Source organism: Natrinema sp. CGMCC1.2065 (assembly GCF_051225675.1).
Lineage (GTDB): Archaea > Halobacteriota > Halobacteria > Halobacteriales > Natrialbaceae > Natrinema > Natrinema thermotolerans.
Window position 1 is genome coordinate 1 of the sequence record NZ_JBPJSJ010000010.1, and the last position, 16,224, is coordinate 16,224.

General features: G+C 64.3%; 16 protein-coding genes and 1 pseudogene. 7 read left to right on the forward strand and 10 right to left on the reverse strand.

Annotated features, from left to right (window positions below; all coding sequences use genetic code 11):
- The 6 genes and pseudogenes from ACSBP4_RS11610 to ACSBP4_RS11635 all read right to left on the reverse strand — a co-directional run.
- Nucleotides 1-209: pseudogene (locus ACSBP4_RS11610) on the reverse strand (hypothetical protein); the annotation flags it as partial.
- A gap of 108 nt (nucleotides 210-317) precedes the next feature.
- Nucleotides 318-1,103: an SDR family oxidoreductase gene (locus ACSBP4_RS11615; RefSeq protein ID WP_049965693.1), complete on the reverse strand. Its 786-nt coding sequence runs from the start codon at nucleotides 1,101-1,103 to the stop codon at nucleotides 318-320.
- Nucleotides 1,104-1,244: 141 nt separating this feature from the next.
- Entirely contained in the window at nucleotides 1,245-1,703 is a 459-nt protein-coding gene (locus ACSBP4_RS11620) for a Tfx family DNA-binding protein (protein ID WP_006647980.1), read from the reverse strand.
- A 123-nt stretch (nucleotides 1,704-1,826) separates the two neighbouring features.
- Complete coding sequence (locus ACSBP4_RS11625) at nucleotides 1,827-2,183, reverse strand: hypothetical protein (protein ID WP_435552292.1); 357 nt, start codon at nucleotides 2,181-2,183, stop codon at nucleotides 1,827-1,829.
- 84 nt (nucleotides 2,184-2,267) lie between these two features.
- Nucleotides 2,268-3,260 (reverse strand): MBL fold metallo-hydrolase, encoded by a 993-nt coding sequence (locus tag ACSBP4_RS11630; RefSeq protein WP_373631570.1) that lies wholly within the window; start codon nucleotides 3,258-3,260, stop codon nucleotides 2,268-2,270.
- 123 nt (nucleotides 3,261-3,383) lie between these two features.
- Complete coding sequence (locus tag ACSBP4_RS11635; protein WP_435552293.1) at nucleotides 3,384-3,866, reverse strand: TRAM domain-containing protein; 483 nt, start codon at nucleotides 3,864-3,866, stop codon at nucleotides 3,384-3,386.
- 201 nt (nucleotides 3,867-4,067) lie between these two features.
- On the opposite strand from ACSBP4_RS11635, the gene ACSBP4_RS11640 reads away from it, so the two are divergent.
- The 3 genes from ACSBP4_RS11640 to ACSBP4_RS11650 all read left to right on the forward strand — a co-directional run bounded on the left by ACSBP4_RS11640 (nucleotide 4,068) and on the right by ACSBP4_RS11650 (nucleotide 6,906).
- Complete coding sequence (locus ACSBP4_RS11640) at nucleotides 4,068-4,859, forward strand: electron transfer flavoprotein subunit beta/FixA family protein (RefSeq protein ID WP_006180287.1); 792 nt, start codon at nucleotides 4,068-4,070, stop codon at nucleotides 4,857-4,859.
- Nucleotides 4,856-5,812, forward strand: a complete 957-nt coding sequence (locus ACSBP4_RS11645; protein ID WP_435552294.1) for an electron transfer flavoprotein subunit alpha/FixB family protein — start codon at nucleotides 4,856-4,858, stop codon at nucleotides 5,810-5,812. Before ACSBP4_RS11640 ends, ACSBP4_RS11645 begins: the two co-directional genes overlap by 4 nt.
- A gap of 251 nt (nucleotides 5,813-6,063) precedes the next feature.
- A complete protein-coding gene (locus ACSBP4_RS11650; RefSeq protein WP_435552295.1) occupies nucleotides 6,064-6,906 on the forward strand; it encodes a polyprenyl synthetase family protein in 843 nt (280 codons plus the stop codon).
- Between the two features lie 5 nt (nucleotides 6,907-6,911).
- Here ACSBP4_RS11650 and ACSBP4_RS11655 read toward each other — a convergent pair whose 3' ends face one another.
- Together ACSBP4_RS11655 and ACSBP4_RS11660 are read right to left on the reverse strand one after the other, a co-directional pair.
- Nucleotides 6,912-8,027: a DUF373 family protein gene (locus ACSBP4_RS11655; RefSeq protein ID WP_006647985.1), complete on the reverse strand. Its 1,116-nt coding sequence runs from the start codon at nucleotides 8,025-8,027 to the stop codon at nucleotides 6,912-6,914.
- 138 nt (nucleotides 8,028-8,165) lie between these two features.
- Complete coding sequence (locus tag ACSBP4_RS11660; protein WP_435552296.1) at nucleotides 8,166-9,755, reverse strand: response regulator; 1,590 nt, start codon at nucleotides 9,753-9,755, stop codon at nucleotides 8,166-8,168.
- A 114-nt stretch (nucleotides 9,756-9,869) separates the two neighbouring features.
- On the opposite strand from ACSBP4_RS11660, the gene ACSBP4_RS11665 reads away from it, so the two are divergent.
- Nucleotides 9,870-10,865, forward strand: coding sequence for a radical SAM protein (locus ACSBP4_RS11665; RefSeq protein WP_049965683.1), 996 nt, complete (start codon nucleotides 9,870-9,872; stop codon nucleotides 10,863-10,865).
- A gap of 545 nt (nucleotides 10,866-11,410) precedes the next feature.
- Complete coding sequence (locus ACSBP4_RS11670) at nucleotides 11,411-12,133, forward strand: hypothetical protein (RefSeq protein WP_435552297.1); 723 nt, start codon at nucleotides 11,411-11,413, stop codon at nucleotides 12,131-12,133.
- Nucleotides 12,134-12,162: 29 nt separating this feature from the next.
- On the opposite strand, the gene ACSBP4_RS11675 is transcribed toward ACSBP4_RS11670, so the two are convergent.
- Entirely contained in the window at nucleotides 12,163-13,515 is a 1,353-nt protein-coding gene (locus tag ACSBP4_RS11675) for a helix-turn-helix transcriptional regulator (RefSeq protein WP_435552298.1), read from the reverse strand.
- A 189-nt stretch (nucleotides 13,516-13,704) separates the two neighbouring features.
- Between ACSBP4_RS11675 and ACSBP4_RS11680 the strand changes: the two genes are divergently transcribed.
- On the forward strand, nucleotides 13,705-14,934 hold the full coding sequence (locus tag ACSBP4_RS11680; RefSeq protein WP_049965682.1) for a DUF7096 domain-containing protein: 1,230 nt from the start codon (nucleotides 13,705-13,707) through the stop codon (nucleotides 14,932-14,934).
- Nucleotides 14,935-15,044: 110 nt separating this feature from the next.
- The gene (locus tag ACSBP4_RS11685; protein WP_049965681.1) at nucleotides 15,045-15,539 is read left to right on the forward strand and encodes a type IV pilin; all 495 of its coding nucleotides are present in this window, start codon (nucleotides 15,045-15,047) and stop codon (nucleotides 15,537-15,539) included.
- Nucleotides 15,540-15,551: 12 nt separating this feature from the next.
- Here the strand turns inward: ACSBP4_RS11685 and ACSBP4_RS11690 are convergent, their stop codons facing one another.
- On the reverse strand, nucleotides 15,552-16,175 hold the full coding sequence (locus ACSBP4_RS11690) for a methyltransferase domain-containing protein (protein WP_435552299.1): 624 nt from the start codon (nucleotides 16,173-16,175) through the stop codon (nucleotides 15,552-15,554).
- Nucleotides 16,176-16,224: the final 49 nt, after the last annotated feature.

The following is a 16,224-nucleotide window of genomic DNA, read 5'->3' on the forward strand; positions in this document are numbered from 1 at the left end:
GCGTCCGCGCGAGCGAGCCCGCTCCCCTCGAGTCTCGAGAGTCGCCGTCGCTCCGTCGCGGCGACGACGGTCCCGGCGAGCCCGACGCCGAGCGGCACCCAGACCGCTCCGGCGTGGAGGTCGGGCGGCGCACGGACGGCACCGAGGAGCAACGCGGCCGGCGTCACGAGCAGCGCGAGGTAGCCGGCGAGTCGAATCGGACCGTACACACTCCCACTCTCCCGAGGGGGTCCGAGAGGGTTACGGTTCGGAAAATCGGGGTCTGGCTGTCGGGTCGCGGGCGCGACGGTCGACCGATCCGGCCCCGCGAGTCGCCCTCAACTCCGCAACAATCCGCCGTCGATCGGGACCTCGGCCCCGTTGACGAAACTCGCCCGCGGGCTCGAGAGGAAGGCGACGACGTCGCCGAGTTCCCGCGGGTCGCCGATGCGATCCGCCGGGATGTCGTCGGCCATCGCCGCCAGCCCCTCCTCGTAGTCGTCGTAGGTGCCGCGCTCGACGCCGGCCTCGATGAGTTCCTCGATCCGGGGCGTCTCGATCGTCCCCGGCAGGACGGCATTGGCCCGGATCTCGGGCGCGAACTCCCGCGAAATCGTCTTGACGAGGCCGATCACGCCCCGGCGGACCGAGTTCGAGAGCAGGAGGCCGTCCGCGACCTCCCGGACGGTCCGGGAGGTGATGCAGGTGATCGATCCGTACTCGGACTCGAGCAGGGGCTCGTAGGCCTCCTCGAGCGTCCAGACGACGCTCATCACGAGCAGGTCGTAGGCCTGGTACCAATCCTGTTCGTCGGTCTCGCGGAAGGTCGTACTCGGCGGGCCGCCCGAGGAGGTAACGAGGTGATCGAGCCCGCCGAAGGCGTCGACCGTCTCGCCCACGAGCCGGGAGACGTCATCGGGGTCCGTGAGATCGGTCTGGACGGCGAGGACGTCGCCCGTTCCCGCCGCTTCGAGGTCCTCGCGGGCCGCGTCGAGTCGCTCGGCGTCGCGGCCACAGATCGCCACGTTCGCACCCTCCTCGGCGAGTGCCTGCGCGCTCGCGAAGCCGAGGCCGCTCGAGGAGGCTGTCACCAGCGCCGAATTGCCGTCGAGGTCGAAGTCCATACCCGACGACACGGGGGCGGCCTACAAATGGGTCGGGGAGCCGGCAGCTATAGTAGCCGCTGAAACGATTCACACACTGATCGCAACGCCGTCGTTCGATCAGGTGTGCAATGACTTTCAGTGGCTACTATAGCAACGCCGTCACTCCTGATGGCGAACGCGGACCATCCCCTCCGACGTGACGCCGACGATCAGCGGCGTCGAGATCTGCCGACCCGAAACGGCCGAGCCCGCGGCGTCGCTGACGATCTTCATCAGGTCCGGCGCAGTGTGGTCGACCTTGACGCCGGCCTCGTCGCAGGCGTCGTAGACCATCTGGGGAACGTCGTAGAGGTCCGTCCCGGCGGCGACGCGAACCCGGACCGGTGCCCGAAGCGCCTCCGCGAACGCGACCGTCTCGCGGGCCTTCTCGACGTTCTCGCGGGCGCTCGATTCGATCGAGGAGACGTTCGCCCGCGAGGTTCCGAGTTCCGCGGCGATGTCGGCCTGCGAGACGCCCCGCTCGCGCAACGCGAGTACCTGTGCCTGCCGATAGGTCAACACGCTGGTCTCGGGGTCGAAGCCGATCTCCGCGAGGAGTTCCTCGACGTCGTCGATCACGGCGATCCCCTCCCGCGGGAGCCGCAGGCTCGCGTGGACATACGGTGAACTAATCGGCGGTGGGATCAAAGCTTCCACGGTCCCAGCGCGGGGTCACGGAACGAGGGAAGAACGAGCGGAGACTCAGTCGGCTGACTGGCCGGCCGCGACGCGGTCGTCGTCGGTCGGGGTCCCGGTGACGGCACTGTGGGCCTGGCGGGCCAGCGAGCGGACGAACCGGAGGACGTTCGCGGGGCCGTCGCGGGGACCGGGCGAGCGATAGCAGACGATCAGCGACCACATCGTCGCGACGCCCAGCGAGCCGAACGCGGAGAAGCGCATCCCCATCGTCGCGTAGGTCACCGCGTAGATCGTCCCGATGGTCATCGAGGGGACGCTCGAGCCGAGCGGAATGTTCGCCGTCACGTCCCGAACGGTCGGCGCGAGAAAGACGATCGAGAGGACGCTACCGGCGAGGAACACGAGGTCTTGCCACATCATACGCATTCCTAACTCGGTGTCGAGTAAATACTTCTCGGTATTGCAGCGGCGACCGTACGGGGAAAACAGGGACAGCAAACCGTCTCAGTACTCGAGGTCCCAGCGCTCCGCATCGGCCGCTGCGAGGCGTTCGCTCACGCCGTCGGCGAGTCGGTACTCCCCGCCCTCGCGGACGACGGTTCCCGCCCGTTCTACGTGTTCCAGATGCGCGTAGGACTCGCCGGGGCCGTGGAGGATGTGGATCCCCTCGAGGTCGCCGAACAGGTCGGCGCTGACCGTCCAGGCGTCGCAGGGCCCCTTCCGGTCGAGGGCGTCGAGGACCCGCCAGGAGCGCTCCTCGTGGTGATCGATGATATGCCGAGCGCGGTCGGCGGGGTCGTCGATCGGATCGCGATGGCCCGGCCACGCGCGGTCGTAATCCGCGTCGACGATCCCCTGCAGCGCCCGGAGGTAGCGCTCGAGCGGCCGGTCGACGCGGACGTCCGCGCCGCCGACGTTCGGGGTATAGACCGGCAGCAAGGCGTCGCCGGAGAAGACCTCGTGGCCGCCCTCGAGATCGGCCTCGAACATGCTGAGCCCGGCCGCGTGGCCGGAGGTGTGGACCGCCGTGAGTTCGGTGCCGTTAATCGAGAACGTGTCCCCGTCCTCGAACGCCGTGACGGTCGGCGTCTCGACCGTCGTCTCGCCGTCGGCCATCCGCTCGAGCAATACCTCCTGTCGGTCCTCGGGCATCCCCCACTCCTCGAAGTACCCCCGCTGGCGGTCGTACATCGCGTCCCAGGCGTCCTCGTCGCCCTCGACCAGCGCCGCGTCGTTCTCGTGAACGTATACGTCGGCCCCGCTCTCGGCCTGAATCTCGCCGGCCAGCCCGCAGTGATCGTGGTGCCAGTGAGTCAGGAAGATCCGGTCGATGTCGGAAAAGGCGAGCCCGCGGTCGGCAAGCGCCGCCTCGAGTTGCTCGCGCGTGGTCGCCATCCAGTCGCCGGTGTCGATCAGGGCCGTTTCGGGGCCGTCCGCGAAGAGGTACGCGTTGTTGTCGCCTTCGAACGCCGAGTTCGATAACGAGATGCGTTCCATGGGGTCATATCGCACGGGGCCGAGAAAACGTTATCTGAAGCGGCACATCGGAAGGGCGGGGCTCAGCTATCGTCTCAGCCGCGGCAAAACCGCCGTCTCGGATCGACTGTCCACTCGCGGGGCTTACGAGCCCCAGAAGTTGTCGCGGCTGCCGAGTCGCTCGCGCTCGGGACCGCCGTCGGTGTCGTCGGCTGCGGCTTCGTCGGCAGCATCGCCGTCAGCGGCATCGCCATCAGTGGACGCGTCGTCGTCCACGTCGTCCTCGTCGGGTTCCATCGGCAGCAACTCGAGTTCCTCCGCACGGGCGTGATTGCTGTGAACGCGGGTGATCTCGACGCGAGCGCGAGCCTCCGGCAGGACGCCGTCGACCATGACGATGAAGCCGTCCTCGGTCCGCCCGACACCGGCACCGCTTTCGTGCATGTCGACGACGTCGATGACGACTTCCTGGCCCGCCTTGACCGGCTGGGTCTTGAGGTCCTCTATCGGCTGATTGTAGTGGTTACACCACTCCTTGCCACCCCGGTCACCGTAGTGTTGACACCCCATCCCCGAGATCCGTTCGGAGAACTCCGGGCAGTCGTCGGCGAGTGGACAGTCTGCCATGCACGCCACTACCAGCGGTGGCGTTAAACCGTTTCCGTCTCGTGGATCGACGGCGGGGCGAAACGTTGGAAGTAAAGAGCGGGGGTCGAGGCTGCACCACTAACAGTCACCGACGGAAAGTGAAAACATGGTAACGAAACGACGCCTGGGTGACGTGCGGTTTCGAAAAGGTTTACGGTATGGACGTAGCAGTGACAAACGATGAAAATTCTCGTAACGGTCAAAGAGGTGGCGACCGTCGAAGACGAGTTCGAAATCGAGGGAACTGAAATCGCACAGCAGTACCTCGGTGCCGACTTGAACGAGTGGGACGACTACGCGATCGAGGAGGCCGTCCAGCTCCAGGAGGACGGAATCGCCGACGAGGTCGTGACGGTCACGATCGGGCCGGAAGACTGCGAACAGACCATCCGACAGGCGCTCGCGAAGGGCGCCGACCGCGCCGTCCGCGTCTGGGACGACGCGCTGGAAGACGTCGACCTGCTCGACGTCAACGCCAAGACGGAGATTCTGAGCGCCGTCATCGAGGAGGAAGACCCCGACCTCGTCCTCTCGGGCGTCCAGGCCGGCGACGACAGCTTCGCCGCGACCGGCGTCTCCGTCGCCGAGAACATCGGCTTCCAGTGGGGTGCCGTCGTCAACCACCTCGAACACGATCTCGACGACGGGATCGCCTCCGTGCGGCGCGAACTCGAGGGCGGCGTCGAGGAGCTGACCGACATCGAACTCCCCGCGGTGCTGACGATCCAGACCGGGATCAACGAGCCCCGGTACGCCAGCCTCCGTGGCATCCGACAGGCACAGCAGAAACCGATGGACGTCAAGGCACTCGCCGACATCGGCGTCGACGAGAGCACGATCGAGACCGAACTCGAGCTGACGGACATGTACGAGCCCGAGAGCGAGAGCGACGTGACGACCTGGGAGGGAAGCGCCGACGAGACCGCCTCGGAGCTGGGTGAACTGCTCCGCGACAAGGGGGTGGCACAATGACGGACGTCCTCGCAGTCGCGGACCACCGCCGCGGCGAACTGCGCGATGTCAGCTACGAGATCATCACCGCCGGTCGCCAGCTCGCCGACGAGACCGGTGGCGACCTCCACCTCGCGGTCATCAGCGGCACCGTCGACGAGTTCGCCGACAAGCTCAACCGCGAGGGCGTCGACGCCATCCACACCGTTTCCCACGGTGAGGAGTTCAACCACGACGTCTACTCGCAGGCGATCACGCAGCTCTACGACGACCTCGCACCCCAGTTCGTCGTGACGCCCAACAGCGTCAACGGGCTCGACTACGCGCCGGCCATCGCCAACGAACTCGACCTGCCGATCGTCACCGACACGGTCGATCTCGAGACCGACGGCGAGACCCTGATCGCGACCCGCGAGATGTACGGCGGGAAAGTCGAGACCACCAACGAACTCGAGGGCGACGCGATCGTCACGATCCGCGGCGCCGAGTGGCCCGCCGCCGAGGGCACCGGCGACGCCGCCATCGAAGCGTTCGACGCCGACATCGACGAGGACGCGGTCGGCTCGACCGTCACCGGCTTCGAGGAAGTCGGCGGCGGCGACGTCGACATCAGCGAGGCCGAACTGCTGGTCTCGATCGGCCGCGGGATCGAGGAAGAGGAGAACCTCGACCTCATTCGGGACCTGGCCGACGCGCTCGGCGCGACGCTGTCCTCCTCGCGACCGATCGTCGACAACGGCTGGCTGCCCAAGAACCGCCAGGTCGGCCAGTCCGGGAAGGTCGTCACCCCCGACGTCTACATCGCCATCGGGATCTCCGGCGCGGTCCAGCACGTCGCCGGCATGAAAGGCTCCGATACGATCGTCGCGATCAACACGGACCCCAACGCGCCGATCATGGACATCGCCGACTACGCGATCGTCGACGACCTCTTCGACGTCGTCCCTGAACTCATCGAAGAGTTCGAAGGCTGAGCAGGCGTCAACCACGGTTTAGTTGATTTTTTGCGAGTGGGCGGAACACGCTGAACGGCTCTAACGGAGACTGTAGACTTTACCGGGGCAAGAAGTAGTACCGCGAGCGAACGCAGTGAGCGAGCGGCCTTTTTTGATCGAGATTTTTTGCGCGAGTGGTGAGCGAAGCGAACCCGAGCGGAAAAAAGGTCGGTACAAAAGGTCGGTGTTGATCCGTTAGCTACTTTTTCACCCCATCCTAAGCGCGGGTGATGGAACTGCTGGAGCGGCGACGGGCGCTGATCGAGGAGCGTCTCGTCGAGGTCGTCGAGGGGCTCGAGCCCGAGACGCTCAGCGATGAGGTCCGCCACGTCGCGCTCTCCGGGGGGAAGCGCGTTCGACCGATGGTGACCCTGCTGGCCTGCGAGACGGTCGGCGGGCGGGCCGAGGACGCGGTCGAGTTCGGCGTCGGAATCGAACTCGTCCACACGGCCTCGCTGGTCGTCGACGACATCATCGATCGATCGGAACTCCGACGCGGGACGACCAGTGCGTGGGCTGAGTTCGGCCACGGACCGGCGATCATCACGAGTGACGGCCTGCTCGGGGAGGCGTTCGCACTGTTTTCGGCGGATCCCGACGCCACTCGCGTCGTCGCCGATGCGATGGTCGAACTCGGCGTCGGCGAGGCGACCGAACTCTCGGCCCAGCCGGAAAACGAGGACGAGTACATGACGCTGGCCCGCCGCAAGACCGGCGCACTCTTTCGGGCTGCAGCCGAACTCGGCGCGATCGCCGCCGACTCCGATCCCGTCACCGTCGAGGCGCTCGGCGAGTACGCCGAACGCGTCGGGGTCGCCTTCCAGATCAGAGACGACGTGTTAGACGCCGTCGCCGACTCCGAGGAACTCGGCAAGCCGACCGGCCACGACGCCGCTTTAGAGCGGCCGTCGGTCGTCCAGGTGACCGACCTCACGCCCGAAGCGGCCAACGCCCGCGCCCGGACAGAGGCCGACCGGGCGATCGATGCCCTCGAGCGGGTCGAGGTCGCCGATCCGGAGGCCCGAGAGTATCTGCTCGAGCTGGCGGAATTCGTCGTCGAACGCGAGCGGTAAGGCGGTCAGACTCGCTCCGCGCCTCGCCTGTCTTCCTCCCGCTCCGAGTCCGAAAAGCGCGATTCCGCGACGGCGAAGGTGAGCGTACTGACGATTCCCAGCAGCGTCCCTGCCGTCAGCGCCGTCGCGAGGAAGGTGAGTTCGACCCGGTCGAGGAAGAAGGCACTCACCGCCTGGAGAACGACGGCGATCGAGAGGACGTAGAAAGGGGCGTTGAGGTAGCGCCACTCGAGCGAGCCGGCGATGTACTCGTCGGTGATCTGGCCGAGGCTGGTCGTCAGCCCCGCGACGGCGAACCAGCGGATCGAGCCGTTGAGAAGCGCGGCCAGCATGACCGGGACCCCGAGGTCGCCGGCGGTCGATTCCCGGACCGCCTCGAGGGTGTCGAGTCCGTTGACGCCCCCGAGGACGAACAGGGCGGCGGCGACGACGTAGGCGAGCAGGGTCGTCCGGCCGGCGTACAGCGACCGGCGGGCGCGTTCGACGCTCGCGTCGAGGCGATCGCCCAGCCCCAGCCCCCGCGAGATGAGATAGAGCCCGAGCAGGGCGGAGGTCGTCCCGAGGACGAACCCCGGCATATCGAGGACGGAGCCGAACAGGGCGAGGGGGTAGATCAACAGGAGGATACCAAGCGGAATGAGGACCGTCCCGCGGGTCTCGGGGTCGTCCAGCACTTGCTTGATCGTGTAGTACATCGACTCGAGGTTCTGTGCCTGCCGGACGACGACGCGGCGGACGCCGTCGATCGGGACTCGCGAGCGGATGATCGGAATGACGGACTCGTCCTGTGCGCCGTCGGTGACGACCAAGGCGGTGACGTCTTCCCCGGTCGAGAGGCTCGCGAGAACGGTGTCGACCTCGTCCCCGACCTCGCGGTTTGCGCTGACGTCGCCCTCGTCGTTGCCGGTGACGACGGCGACCTCGACGCTCTCGTCGCGGTCGGCCAGATCGTCGTAGACGTGCAACCCCTGAAAGATCACGTTGACGTCCGAGTCCTCCGGGTCCGCGGTCGCGAGAGCGACGGCCGCCTCCTCGACGGGCTCGCGACCGATAACCGGCGTCGAAAAGCCGGTCTTGCGCCCGAGGTCATCGTCGAGGTCGACACAGAGGACCAGCAGCATCAGTCGGACGTTCGAGGGCGGGGTATTTCCATCTTCTGGGGACGGAAGAATACGCTCGAGGGGCTCGAGAGCGGCACGGGTGTCGTGGTCCGCGACTCCGCTCGAGGATCGGCGACCGACGCCCGTCGACCACCGACCCTACGTCGATCGGGCCGATGTCGTCCCGCCGGTCGGCACGGTGATGTCCCGGAACTCGAACCGCGCACCGCCGTCGTCGCCGTCGCACGCGGCGACGGTCCAGCCGTGGGCCTCGGCGATCCCCTCGACGATCGCCAATCCGAACCCGGTCCCCTCCGCCGCGGTCGTGTGGCCGAACTCGAACAACGACTCGCGATCGGCCGGCAGCCCCGGTCCCGTATCCTCGACGTAGAAGCCGTCGGGACGGTCGCCGCTGCCGGCGGACTGGGGCTCGCGCTCGAGCGGGCCGACGGTGACTGTCAGCCGATCGGCGTCGTCGCCGCCGTGTTCGACGGCGTCCTGACGAGGGCGGGAGTCAGGGCTCGTCGAGCCGTGTTCGACAGCGTTTCGAAAGAGGTTCTCGAGCAGCGATCGAACACGGGTCTCGTCGCCGTACAGCATCGGATCGGTTTCGATCTCGAGGCGGGCATCACCGGTGTCGACGGTCGCCCAAGCCGCTTGGGCCGTGTCCGCGAGCGAAAACCGCTCCTCGTCGCCGATCGCTTTTCCCTGTCGGGCCAGCTGGAGGAGTCCGTCGATGAGTTCCTCGATCCGGGCGAGCGACCGCTGTAGTTTCTCGACGTGGCGGTCGTCGGCCCCTTCCGCGATGAAATCGAGGTGCCCCTGCGCGACGTTCAGCGGGTTCCGCAGGTCGTGGCTAACGAGGCTCGCGAACTCCGACAACCGTTCGTTCTGGCGCTCGAGTTCGCGTCGGTAGCGTCGCCGGCGCGTGACGTCCCGAATCGCGTGTACCGTTCCGGTGAACTCCCCGTTCTCGAGCGGCAGGAGTCTGGTGTGGACGTCGTGGATTCGTTCCTCACCGTCCGGCGACTGAAACCGAACCTGATACTTCGCCCGCTCGCGGTCGGTCGTCGAGGAGAGTAGGTCACGGACTTCCTCGATGTACTTGGTCGTCACCTGCCCGTCGTAGTAGCCGCGATCGATGAGATCCGGGAACGGCGTTCCGATCAGTTCCGTCCGTCCCTCGACGAAAGGGTCGGCGAACTCGTCGTTACACCAGTTGATGACGGCGTCAGCGTCGAGGGTAAACAGCGCGGTCGGCACGAGCTCGAGGATTCGATCGTTCTCGACGAGGGCCCGGTATCGCTCGAGTTGCCGTTCGCTCTCGCGGCGGGCCCGTTCGGCGCGGCGTTTCGCGACGGCGTTCTCGATCCGGTTTGCAAGCACGGTGTACTGGGCGGTTCCCGACCCCTTCCGGAGGTAGTCGGTAACGCCGGCCGAGATCGCCTCGCTCGCGATCTCGTCGGGAGCTGTGCCAGTAAAGAGAACGAACGGGACCGCCGGATCGCGCTCCCGTATCGCCGCGAACAGCTCGAGGCCATCCATCCCCGGCAGCTCGTAGTCACTGACGACGCAGTCGATCGGTCGGTCGGCCCCGTCGCTCGCGCCGTCGAAGACCGCCAGCGCGTCGCGACCGTTCGCCGCGGTCGTCACGTCGATCTCGTCGGTCCGTCGCTCGAGAACGGTGGCGGTCAGCTCGCGCAGTTGGGGGTCGTCATCGACAGAGAGAACGCGGATCCCCGGAGACATTGGTTACGTTACGTACAGTCTCATCGCATAATAATATATGGCTGTGTGGTGCCACGACACATGGGTCGGCGGTTTCGCACGGCTTTTGAGGCTCGGGAGGGTACGTACCCTCGAATGATCTCGAAGGGCTGTGAGCAGTGCGCGAAAGGCGGCAAGATGGTGCTGTTCGTCTACGGTTACTGCGACCAGCGCGACTGCTTTTACTGCCCGCTCGGCGAAAATCGGAAAAACGTCACCGACGTCTACGCCAACGAGCGACTCGTCGAAAGCGACGAGGACGTCCTGACCGAGGCCCACCGCATGGATGCGCTGGGCACCTCGATCACCGGCGGCGAACCCCAAGAGGCCTTGGGCCGGACCTGCCACTATCTCGAACTGCTGAAAGACGAGTTCGGCGAGGACCACCACACTCACCTCTACACCGGCATCACCGGCGGCCGCGAGAACATGCGCCGCCTCTCGGAGGCCGGACTCGACGAGATCCGGTTCCACCCACCCTACGAACAGTGGGGCGATCTCCACGGCACCGAGTGGGAGGAAATCCTCTACATCGCCCGCGAAGAGGGGCTGACCCCCGCGTTCGAAATCCCCGGTATCCGCCCCGAGGAGGAGTTCCTCGAACTCATCGACGAGGGCGCGGCCGAGTTCTGCAACGTCAACGAGTTCGAGATGAGCGACGGGAACTACCGCCGGATGCAGGAACAGGGGTACGAACTCAAGGAAGACCACATGAGCGCCGTCGACGGCGACCGCGAGGAGATCCTCGACGTGATGGGCGACCACGAGAAGGTCTACTTCTGTACCTCCGTGTTCAAAGACGCCGCCCAACATCGCCGCCGCCTGAAACGCATGGCCCGCAACATCCGCCGCGAGTTCGACGACGTCACCGACGACGGGACGCTCGTCTACGGCAAGACGTACGCCGACCCCGACCGCTTCGAGGCACTGGGTGTCCCCGAGGAGTTCTACACCGTCAAGAGCGACCACGTCGAGGTCGCCTGGTGGCTTCTCGAGGAGATGATCGAGGAGGGAGACCTCGAGGACGGTGAAATCGTCGAGCAGTATCCGACCTACGACGGACAGGTCGTCGAACGGACGCCACTAGCGTAAGGGCCGCGAGCGAAGCGAGCGGTCTTTTTGGTGCAGATTTTTCGAGGAGTGGTGAGCATCGCGAACCCGACGAGAAAAAGGTGCGCGCAGATCGTCGAGCAGTATCCGACCTATGACGGACAGGTCGTCGAGCGGACGCCACTGGCGTAAAGACCGTGAACGAGCGACGCGAGTGAGCGGCTTTTTGGTGCAGATTTTTCGAGGAGTGGTGAGCATCGCGAACCCGACGAGAAAAAGGTGCGCGCAGATCGTTGAGCAGTATCCGACCTATGACGGACAGGTCGTCGAACGGACGCCACTAGCGTAAGGACCGCGAGGCTGCGCGGTTCGGAACGGGCGAAGCGAGTGAGAGCCGGGAACGAAGTAGCCCGCGAGCGATCGGCCGTCCTGATGCAGGTTTTTGCATGAGATAAGGATCGTTTCGCATCGTTCAACACCACGGGATCACCGACCTCGGGACCGTACTGACGCGTCGGTCGTCGAATGAGTCACCGACGCTTATCCGGGCTGTAATAATGGTCTCCCCGTCGGAAGCGGGAGCCACGATGGAACTTCGAAACGTCGCCGTCGTCGCGGTTGCGCTGCTCGTGGCCCTCTCAGGATGCAGCGCCCTCGGGGGATCGCAAGCGGAGCCGTCGAACGACACCGAGACGGACACGAACGGCATAGCAGACGATGAATCCGAGCCCCCCGGCGACGACGTCGAGTCGAGCGGAAGCGAGAACGAAACGGACCCGGACGGCGGAGACGATACCGGGGACACAGACACCACCGCAGAGTGGTCTCCGCCGGAAGAACCGAACCGACCCCTCGAGGACAAACGCGAGGACCGAATCGAGAGCGTCGAGTTCGTCGACAAAGAGCCGGCGGAGAACGGGGACGGCTACTCGAACTTCAACCTCGAGGTCGTCGCCAACACCAGCATGGAGAACGTCGATCCACCGGAACACGGTGACGTAGAGGGCGAGCCGTACTTCTTCGTCAAGATCAACGAGGACGAACAGAAGCTCGTCGAGCGGACGGGCGAGGTTCAGATGGAAGAAAACGGCACGTTCCACATCGAGGTTCGCCCGGCCGGACTCGAGGAGTTCGACTCGGGGTCGCTAACCGTCGAGGTCTTCCTGATGGACGAGGACAAGGACTGGGACGACATCTACGACGCCGTCGGCAAGGACGTTCAGTTCAATCCGGAGACGGGCGACGGCGACTCGAGTTCGACCGACGGTGACTCGGAATCGGGCGAGAACTACTCGGTAGCCGTGCGGTAGCCGCGGATCGGCTACTTCGGGCCGAACGATCAGTCGACTTCGGTCGGATCGACGCCCGGCAGCGTGATGAGATTCTCCCGGCCGATCCGGAGTTTCTCGATCTCGTCGTCGTCGTCCATCTGCGAGAGCAGTTGCGACACCTTGGCGTTGGACCAGCCGGTCTCCGAGACGATCGAGGCCTGTTTCATCCGGCCGCCGTTTTGCTTGAGCATTCGAAGGACACGCTCCTCGTCGCTCAGCAGTTCCGGATCGACCGCGTCCCCGACCGGTTCCTCGAACTCGAGACTGGTTCCAGCGTCGCGATCGGCGTCGGTGCCGGTACCGGCCGAAGGGGCCGAATCAGTCGGGTTCCGGCCTGTCGACCCCGGGCCATCGGACTCGGCTGCTTCGGTACCGTTCCCGTCGCTGGCAGTACTGGTGCCGATCCCGACCGCTTCGATCGATGGCAATCTATCGGTCGGAACTGACAGGCTGGTCCGGCCGTCCCGCCGTACCACGAGGTATCCACCACCGATGAACCCGATGACGAGGAGGCCGCCAATCAGCCACCCCCACATCGGTACGATCGAATCACTGGTTTGGATAAACACGATCTCGAGTTCAGTCTCATCAAACTCGTAAGGACCGTCCCAGGAGAGTTGCGTCGGCGTCTCGAGGGCGTACTGTGGTGGTGTTTCGACGACGAGGCGCTGTCCATCGTACAGTTGAAGCCAGACTCCGCCCTCCGTTCGGAACGCGTCGCCGAAGTGAATCCGATCGCCGTCGACAGTGGCGAAGTTAGTCCAAGTGAATGAGTAGGAAATGACACCGATTTTGACATCGTCTGTCGCCGTGTCGTCACGCACGGCAGTGTCGTTTGGCGACTCGATGACCGTCGGATCGTCCCACTGAGGCTCCTCGATTGACATTTCACGTCCGGTCTCCTGTTCAGCAGTTCGACGGAAACCTTCGAATACGTCGAGATCGTATCCGACGTTACGCTGGTTATTCGTGACTTCCGTGGCGTACTCTCGAAACACCGTCTCGTCGCTCTCGTTCGTTATGAGAAAGCGACTCTCGATCGTCCACCTGACATCGCCGTTGTCGCGAACGGTAAGTCGAAATACCTGCCGAGTAGCGGGTCGCTCGAGTGGCTCCGTCGATTGGGCAGTGACGGCCGACGGTGGTGAACCAGCCGTTCGGAATCGGGAGTCGGCCACGCGATAGTCAGTTGGCGACCGTTCTATCGTCGTTGGGGACCGATCACCGATCGTATCGGCCCGCTCCGACGCCGGTGTCGAAGCGGACACGGTCGGTGTCACGGCCACCGCCCCCAGAAGAGTCGTGATGAGGAGGATTGTGAGGGCGACTGTGACGGCGGTGGATACCCGCATGCGTACCATCGGGTGGTCGCCCGGGGGAAAAAACCCTTTCCATCGAAAATAAAACGTCACTACCGGTCCTAAAGCGTTTCCGAGCCGGAGAACATCTCTGATAGGGGCGGTAAAACGTCGGTAGCACGAATTCAATCCGGTATTCGATTGAACTGAAGTGCGACCAGTTTTTGTATCAGGGGAACGTACGGTCGCTCGATGAACCGCGCGATTCCGCCCCTCCTCGCAGTACTTCTGGTTCTATCGCTGCTGGCGATTCCAGCGATGGCAACCCCTACAACGGGAGCGAACGACGCTACCGAGAATCTCCACCAGGAGAGTTTACTGCGCAGTAATAGCATGGTTCCACAGACAGTCAATAATACGACGAACCGCCTCTCACTCGATGAAACGTCCAGAAGCGAGTACGCCGACTACGGCTCCGACCTCGGTGCAGCGCTCGCGAGTGCGGACGACGAAATTCGGGTCGATCACGCCCAATACACGACCGTGGATCAGGGGTTCGACGATGCGACCGCGGCCGAACGACGAGAACTGCTCCAAAACGGCTACGAGCGGTTGGTAGCGCAATCGGAGACACTCGAAGAACGTGAGCGACGCGCCGTCCGTGCCCACGCCAGCAACGAACTATCGAACGCACAGTTACTGCAGGTCTTGCTTCGAAATCACCGGGAAGCAGCAGTTCTCTCCGAGGCGTTCGCCGAACTCAATGAGCGATCGGAGCAGGTTCAGGATTTCTCACTCTCGGTCAGTGACGAGCGGGACAAACTCGAGATGCACCGAACGAAAATTCGCTCTCAACTCGACTCGGCATACAGGTACGGCGACTCCGTCAACGGCAACGTAATTCTCATCGAGACGTCACAGAACGGATTCGTTCTCTCCCTACTCGGGGACAGTTACGTCCGCGAAGCGGTCCGCTTCGATAACCGGAACGCGTCACAGTCGACACAGTTCGAGGACATTCTGGATGCATACGATCATGCCCGCGGACTGTACCCCTGGGCGTACGAAACGGTCCAGTCCCCATCGTTCAATGAATACACAACGGTAAAGCTGTACAAGATAAACAATAACCACGATCAAGGGGATCTCGAGGCATACCTCGACGGTGGGACGGGTGATATTTATCGAGAAGTTCAGATTCTTGATCGGACTTCGTTACCCAACGAAAACAACACAACTGCAGTCAAAAACGGACTCAAACTCTCGATCATGGAAACGAAAGCGAACGGGCCAGCTACCGTCGTGGTGAATGATTCGGAAACAGGCGATCCCGTTTCCGCGACGATTACCATCGACGGCTTCGCGGTCGGAACGACCGACGATGACGGCGGTCTCTGGTATGTGCCGCCCGGAGACGAATACGAACTGCGAGCGGAAACAGCGGACGGAGCTAGTGCTTCCGTCATACTCTCGAGTTCCTAACCACGAATCGCGATCCGGGACTCGAGAGTGGCTGCTCTTTTCCCGGTTGGCCGACCGACCATCGATACGTGGTCAAGCATTTATAAGACAAGCCGCAGCCAGAAGGTGTCGTGACCGAGGAGACGGATCGAATCGCGACTGTCGACACACGGGCCGTGAGTCCAGTTATTGGCGTACTCGCACTGGTTGCACTCACCGTCTGTCTGGCAGCCGTCGTCGCAGTCGGTGTTGGCACGTGGTCGCTCGAGGACGCTAGCGCGACGGCGACGTTCGAACTTTCGGCTGACGGAGACCGCTCCGCGATCGCGATCACCCACGTCACAGGGGATGCCATCGACGTCGAGACGCTGTCAGTAACGATTGCCGTAAACGGGACGGCGATTGCCGAACAACCGCCGATTCCGTTCGTCGGTGCAAGCGGATTCGACGGCGCGCCCGACGGTCCGTTCAACGCCAAAAGCGATTCGGAGTGGACAGCGGGGGAGCGCGCTGGCGTTGCGCTCGCGTCGACCAACAGTCCAACGCTTGCAGCAGGCGATTCGGTTACGGTCACGCTCGCGACGGACGGAAAGCGGATCGCGACCCTCGAGACGACGGCGACCTGAATCGGGATCGGACTACTCGGGCGCGCGACCGATCGTCGTGATCGCGACGTCGGGCTCGTAGGGCGGCCCCATGAAGGCGTGTTTCACGTCCTCGAAGCCGGCAGCCTTGAACATCCGGTCGGCTTCATACTCGTCGTAAAAGAGCATGATCGAGTCGGCAAGCAGCTGGCTGACGACGTTGTCGGGATAGTTCGGGCCGACGACCAGTACCTGCCCGCCGGGTTTGAGGACGCGGCGGAACTCCCGGAGCGCGAGGATCGGGTTCGGCCAGTACTCGATCGAGCCCGACGACCAGACGACGTCGAACGTGTCCGTCGCGAATGGGAGCCGTTCGGCGTCGCCGCGGTGGAAGTGGACCGGCGGCCCGCGTTTGCCGAACTTCTCGTAGGCCTGTTCGAGTTGGTGTTCGCTCTGGTCGAGCGCGTAGACCTCGTCGACGTGTTCGAGCAGACCCTCGGTGGCGAACCCGGTGCCACAGCCGACGTCGAGTACCGTCATGTCCGCTTCTAACTCGAGCAGGGACAGGGCCTCGGTGCGCATCTCTTCGGTCCAGACGAACGGATTGACCTGGTCGTAGACCCGCGAGAGGTACTTATAGAACAGTCGAGCGCGGGCCTTGTTCTCGAGAAGTCCCATTAGGAGCGAGTTTCGGTCGGATCGGCATATGTCTGCCGTTCCCGGGGGC

Bases quoted from the DNA above. Each gene is read 5' to 3' on its own strand.
- ACSBP4_RS11650 (WP_435552295.1), top strand. From the start codon at position 6,064: ATGGAACTGCTGGAGCGGCGACGGGCGCTGATCGAGGAGCGTCTCGTC.
- ACSBP4_RS11660 (WP_435552296.1), bottom strand. From the start codon at position 9,755: ATGTCTCCGGGGATCCGCGTTCTCTCTGTCGATGACGACCCCCAACTG.
- ACSBP4_RS11655 (WP_006647985.1), bottom strand. From the start codon at position 8,027: ATGCTGCTGGTCCTCTGTGTCGACCTCGACGATGACCTCGGGCGCAAG.
- ACSBP4_RS11665 (WP_049965683.1), top strand. From the start codon at position 9,870: ATGATCTCGAAGGGCTGTGAGCAGTGCGCGAAAGGCGGCAAGATGGTG.
- ACSBP4_RS11630 (WP_373631570.1), bottom strand. From the start codon at position 3,260: ATGGAACGCATCTCGTTATCGAACTCGGCGTTCGAAGGCGACAACAAC.
- ACSBP4_RS11690 (WP_435552299.1), bottom strand. From the start codon at position 16,175: ATGGGACTTCTCGAGAACAAGGCCCGCGCTCGACTGTTCTATAAGTAC.
- ACSBP4_RS11675 (WP_435552298.1), bottom strand. From the start codon at position 13,515: ATGGTACGCATGCGGGTATCCACCGCCGTCACAGTCGCCCTCACAATC.
- ACSBP4_RS11680 (WP_049965682.1), top strand. From the start codon at position 13,705: ATGAACCGCGCGATTCCGCCCCTCCTCGCAGTACTTCTGGTTCTATCG.
- ACSBP4_RS11670 (WP_435552297.1), top strand. From the start codon at position 11,411: ATGGAACTTCGAAACGTCGCCGTCGTCGCGGTTGCGCTGCTCGTGGCC.
- ACSBP4_RS11625 (WP_435552292.1), bottom strand. From the start codon at position 2,183: ATGATGTGGCAAGACCTCGTGTTCCTCGCCGGTAGCGTCCTCTCGATC.
- ACSBP4_RS11635 (WP_435552293.1), bottom strand. From the start codon at position 3,866: ATGGCAGACTGTCCACTCGCCGACGACTGCCCGGAGTTCTCCGAACGG.
- ACSBP4_RS11615 (WP_049965693.1), bottom strand. From the start codon at position 1,103: ATGGACTTCGACCTCGACGGCAATTCGGCGCTGGTGACAGCCTCCTCG.
- ACSBP4_RS11640 (WP_006180287.1), top strand. From the start codon at position 4,068: ATGAAAATTCTCGTAACGGTCAAAGAGGTGGCGACCGTCGAAGACGAG.
- ACSBP4_RS11645 (WP_435552294.1), top strand. From the start codon at position 4,856: ATGACGGACGTCCTCGCAGTCGCGGACCACCGCCGCGGCGAACTGCGC.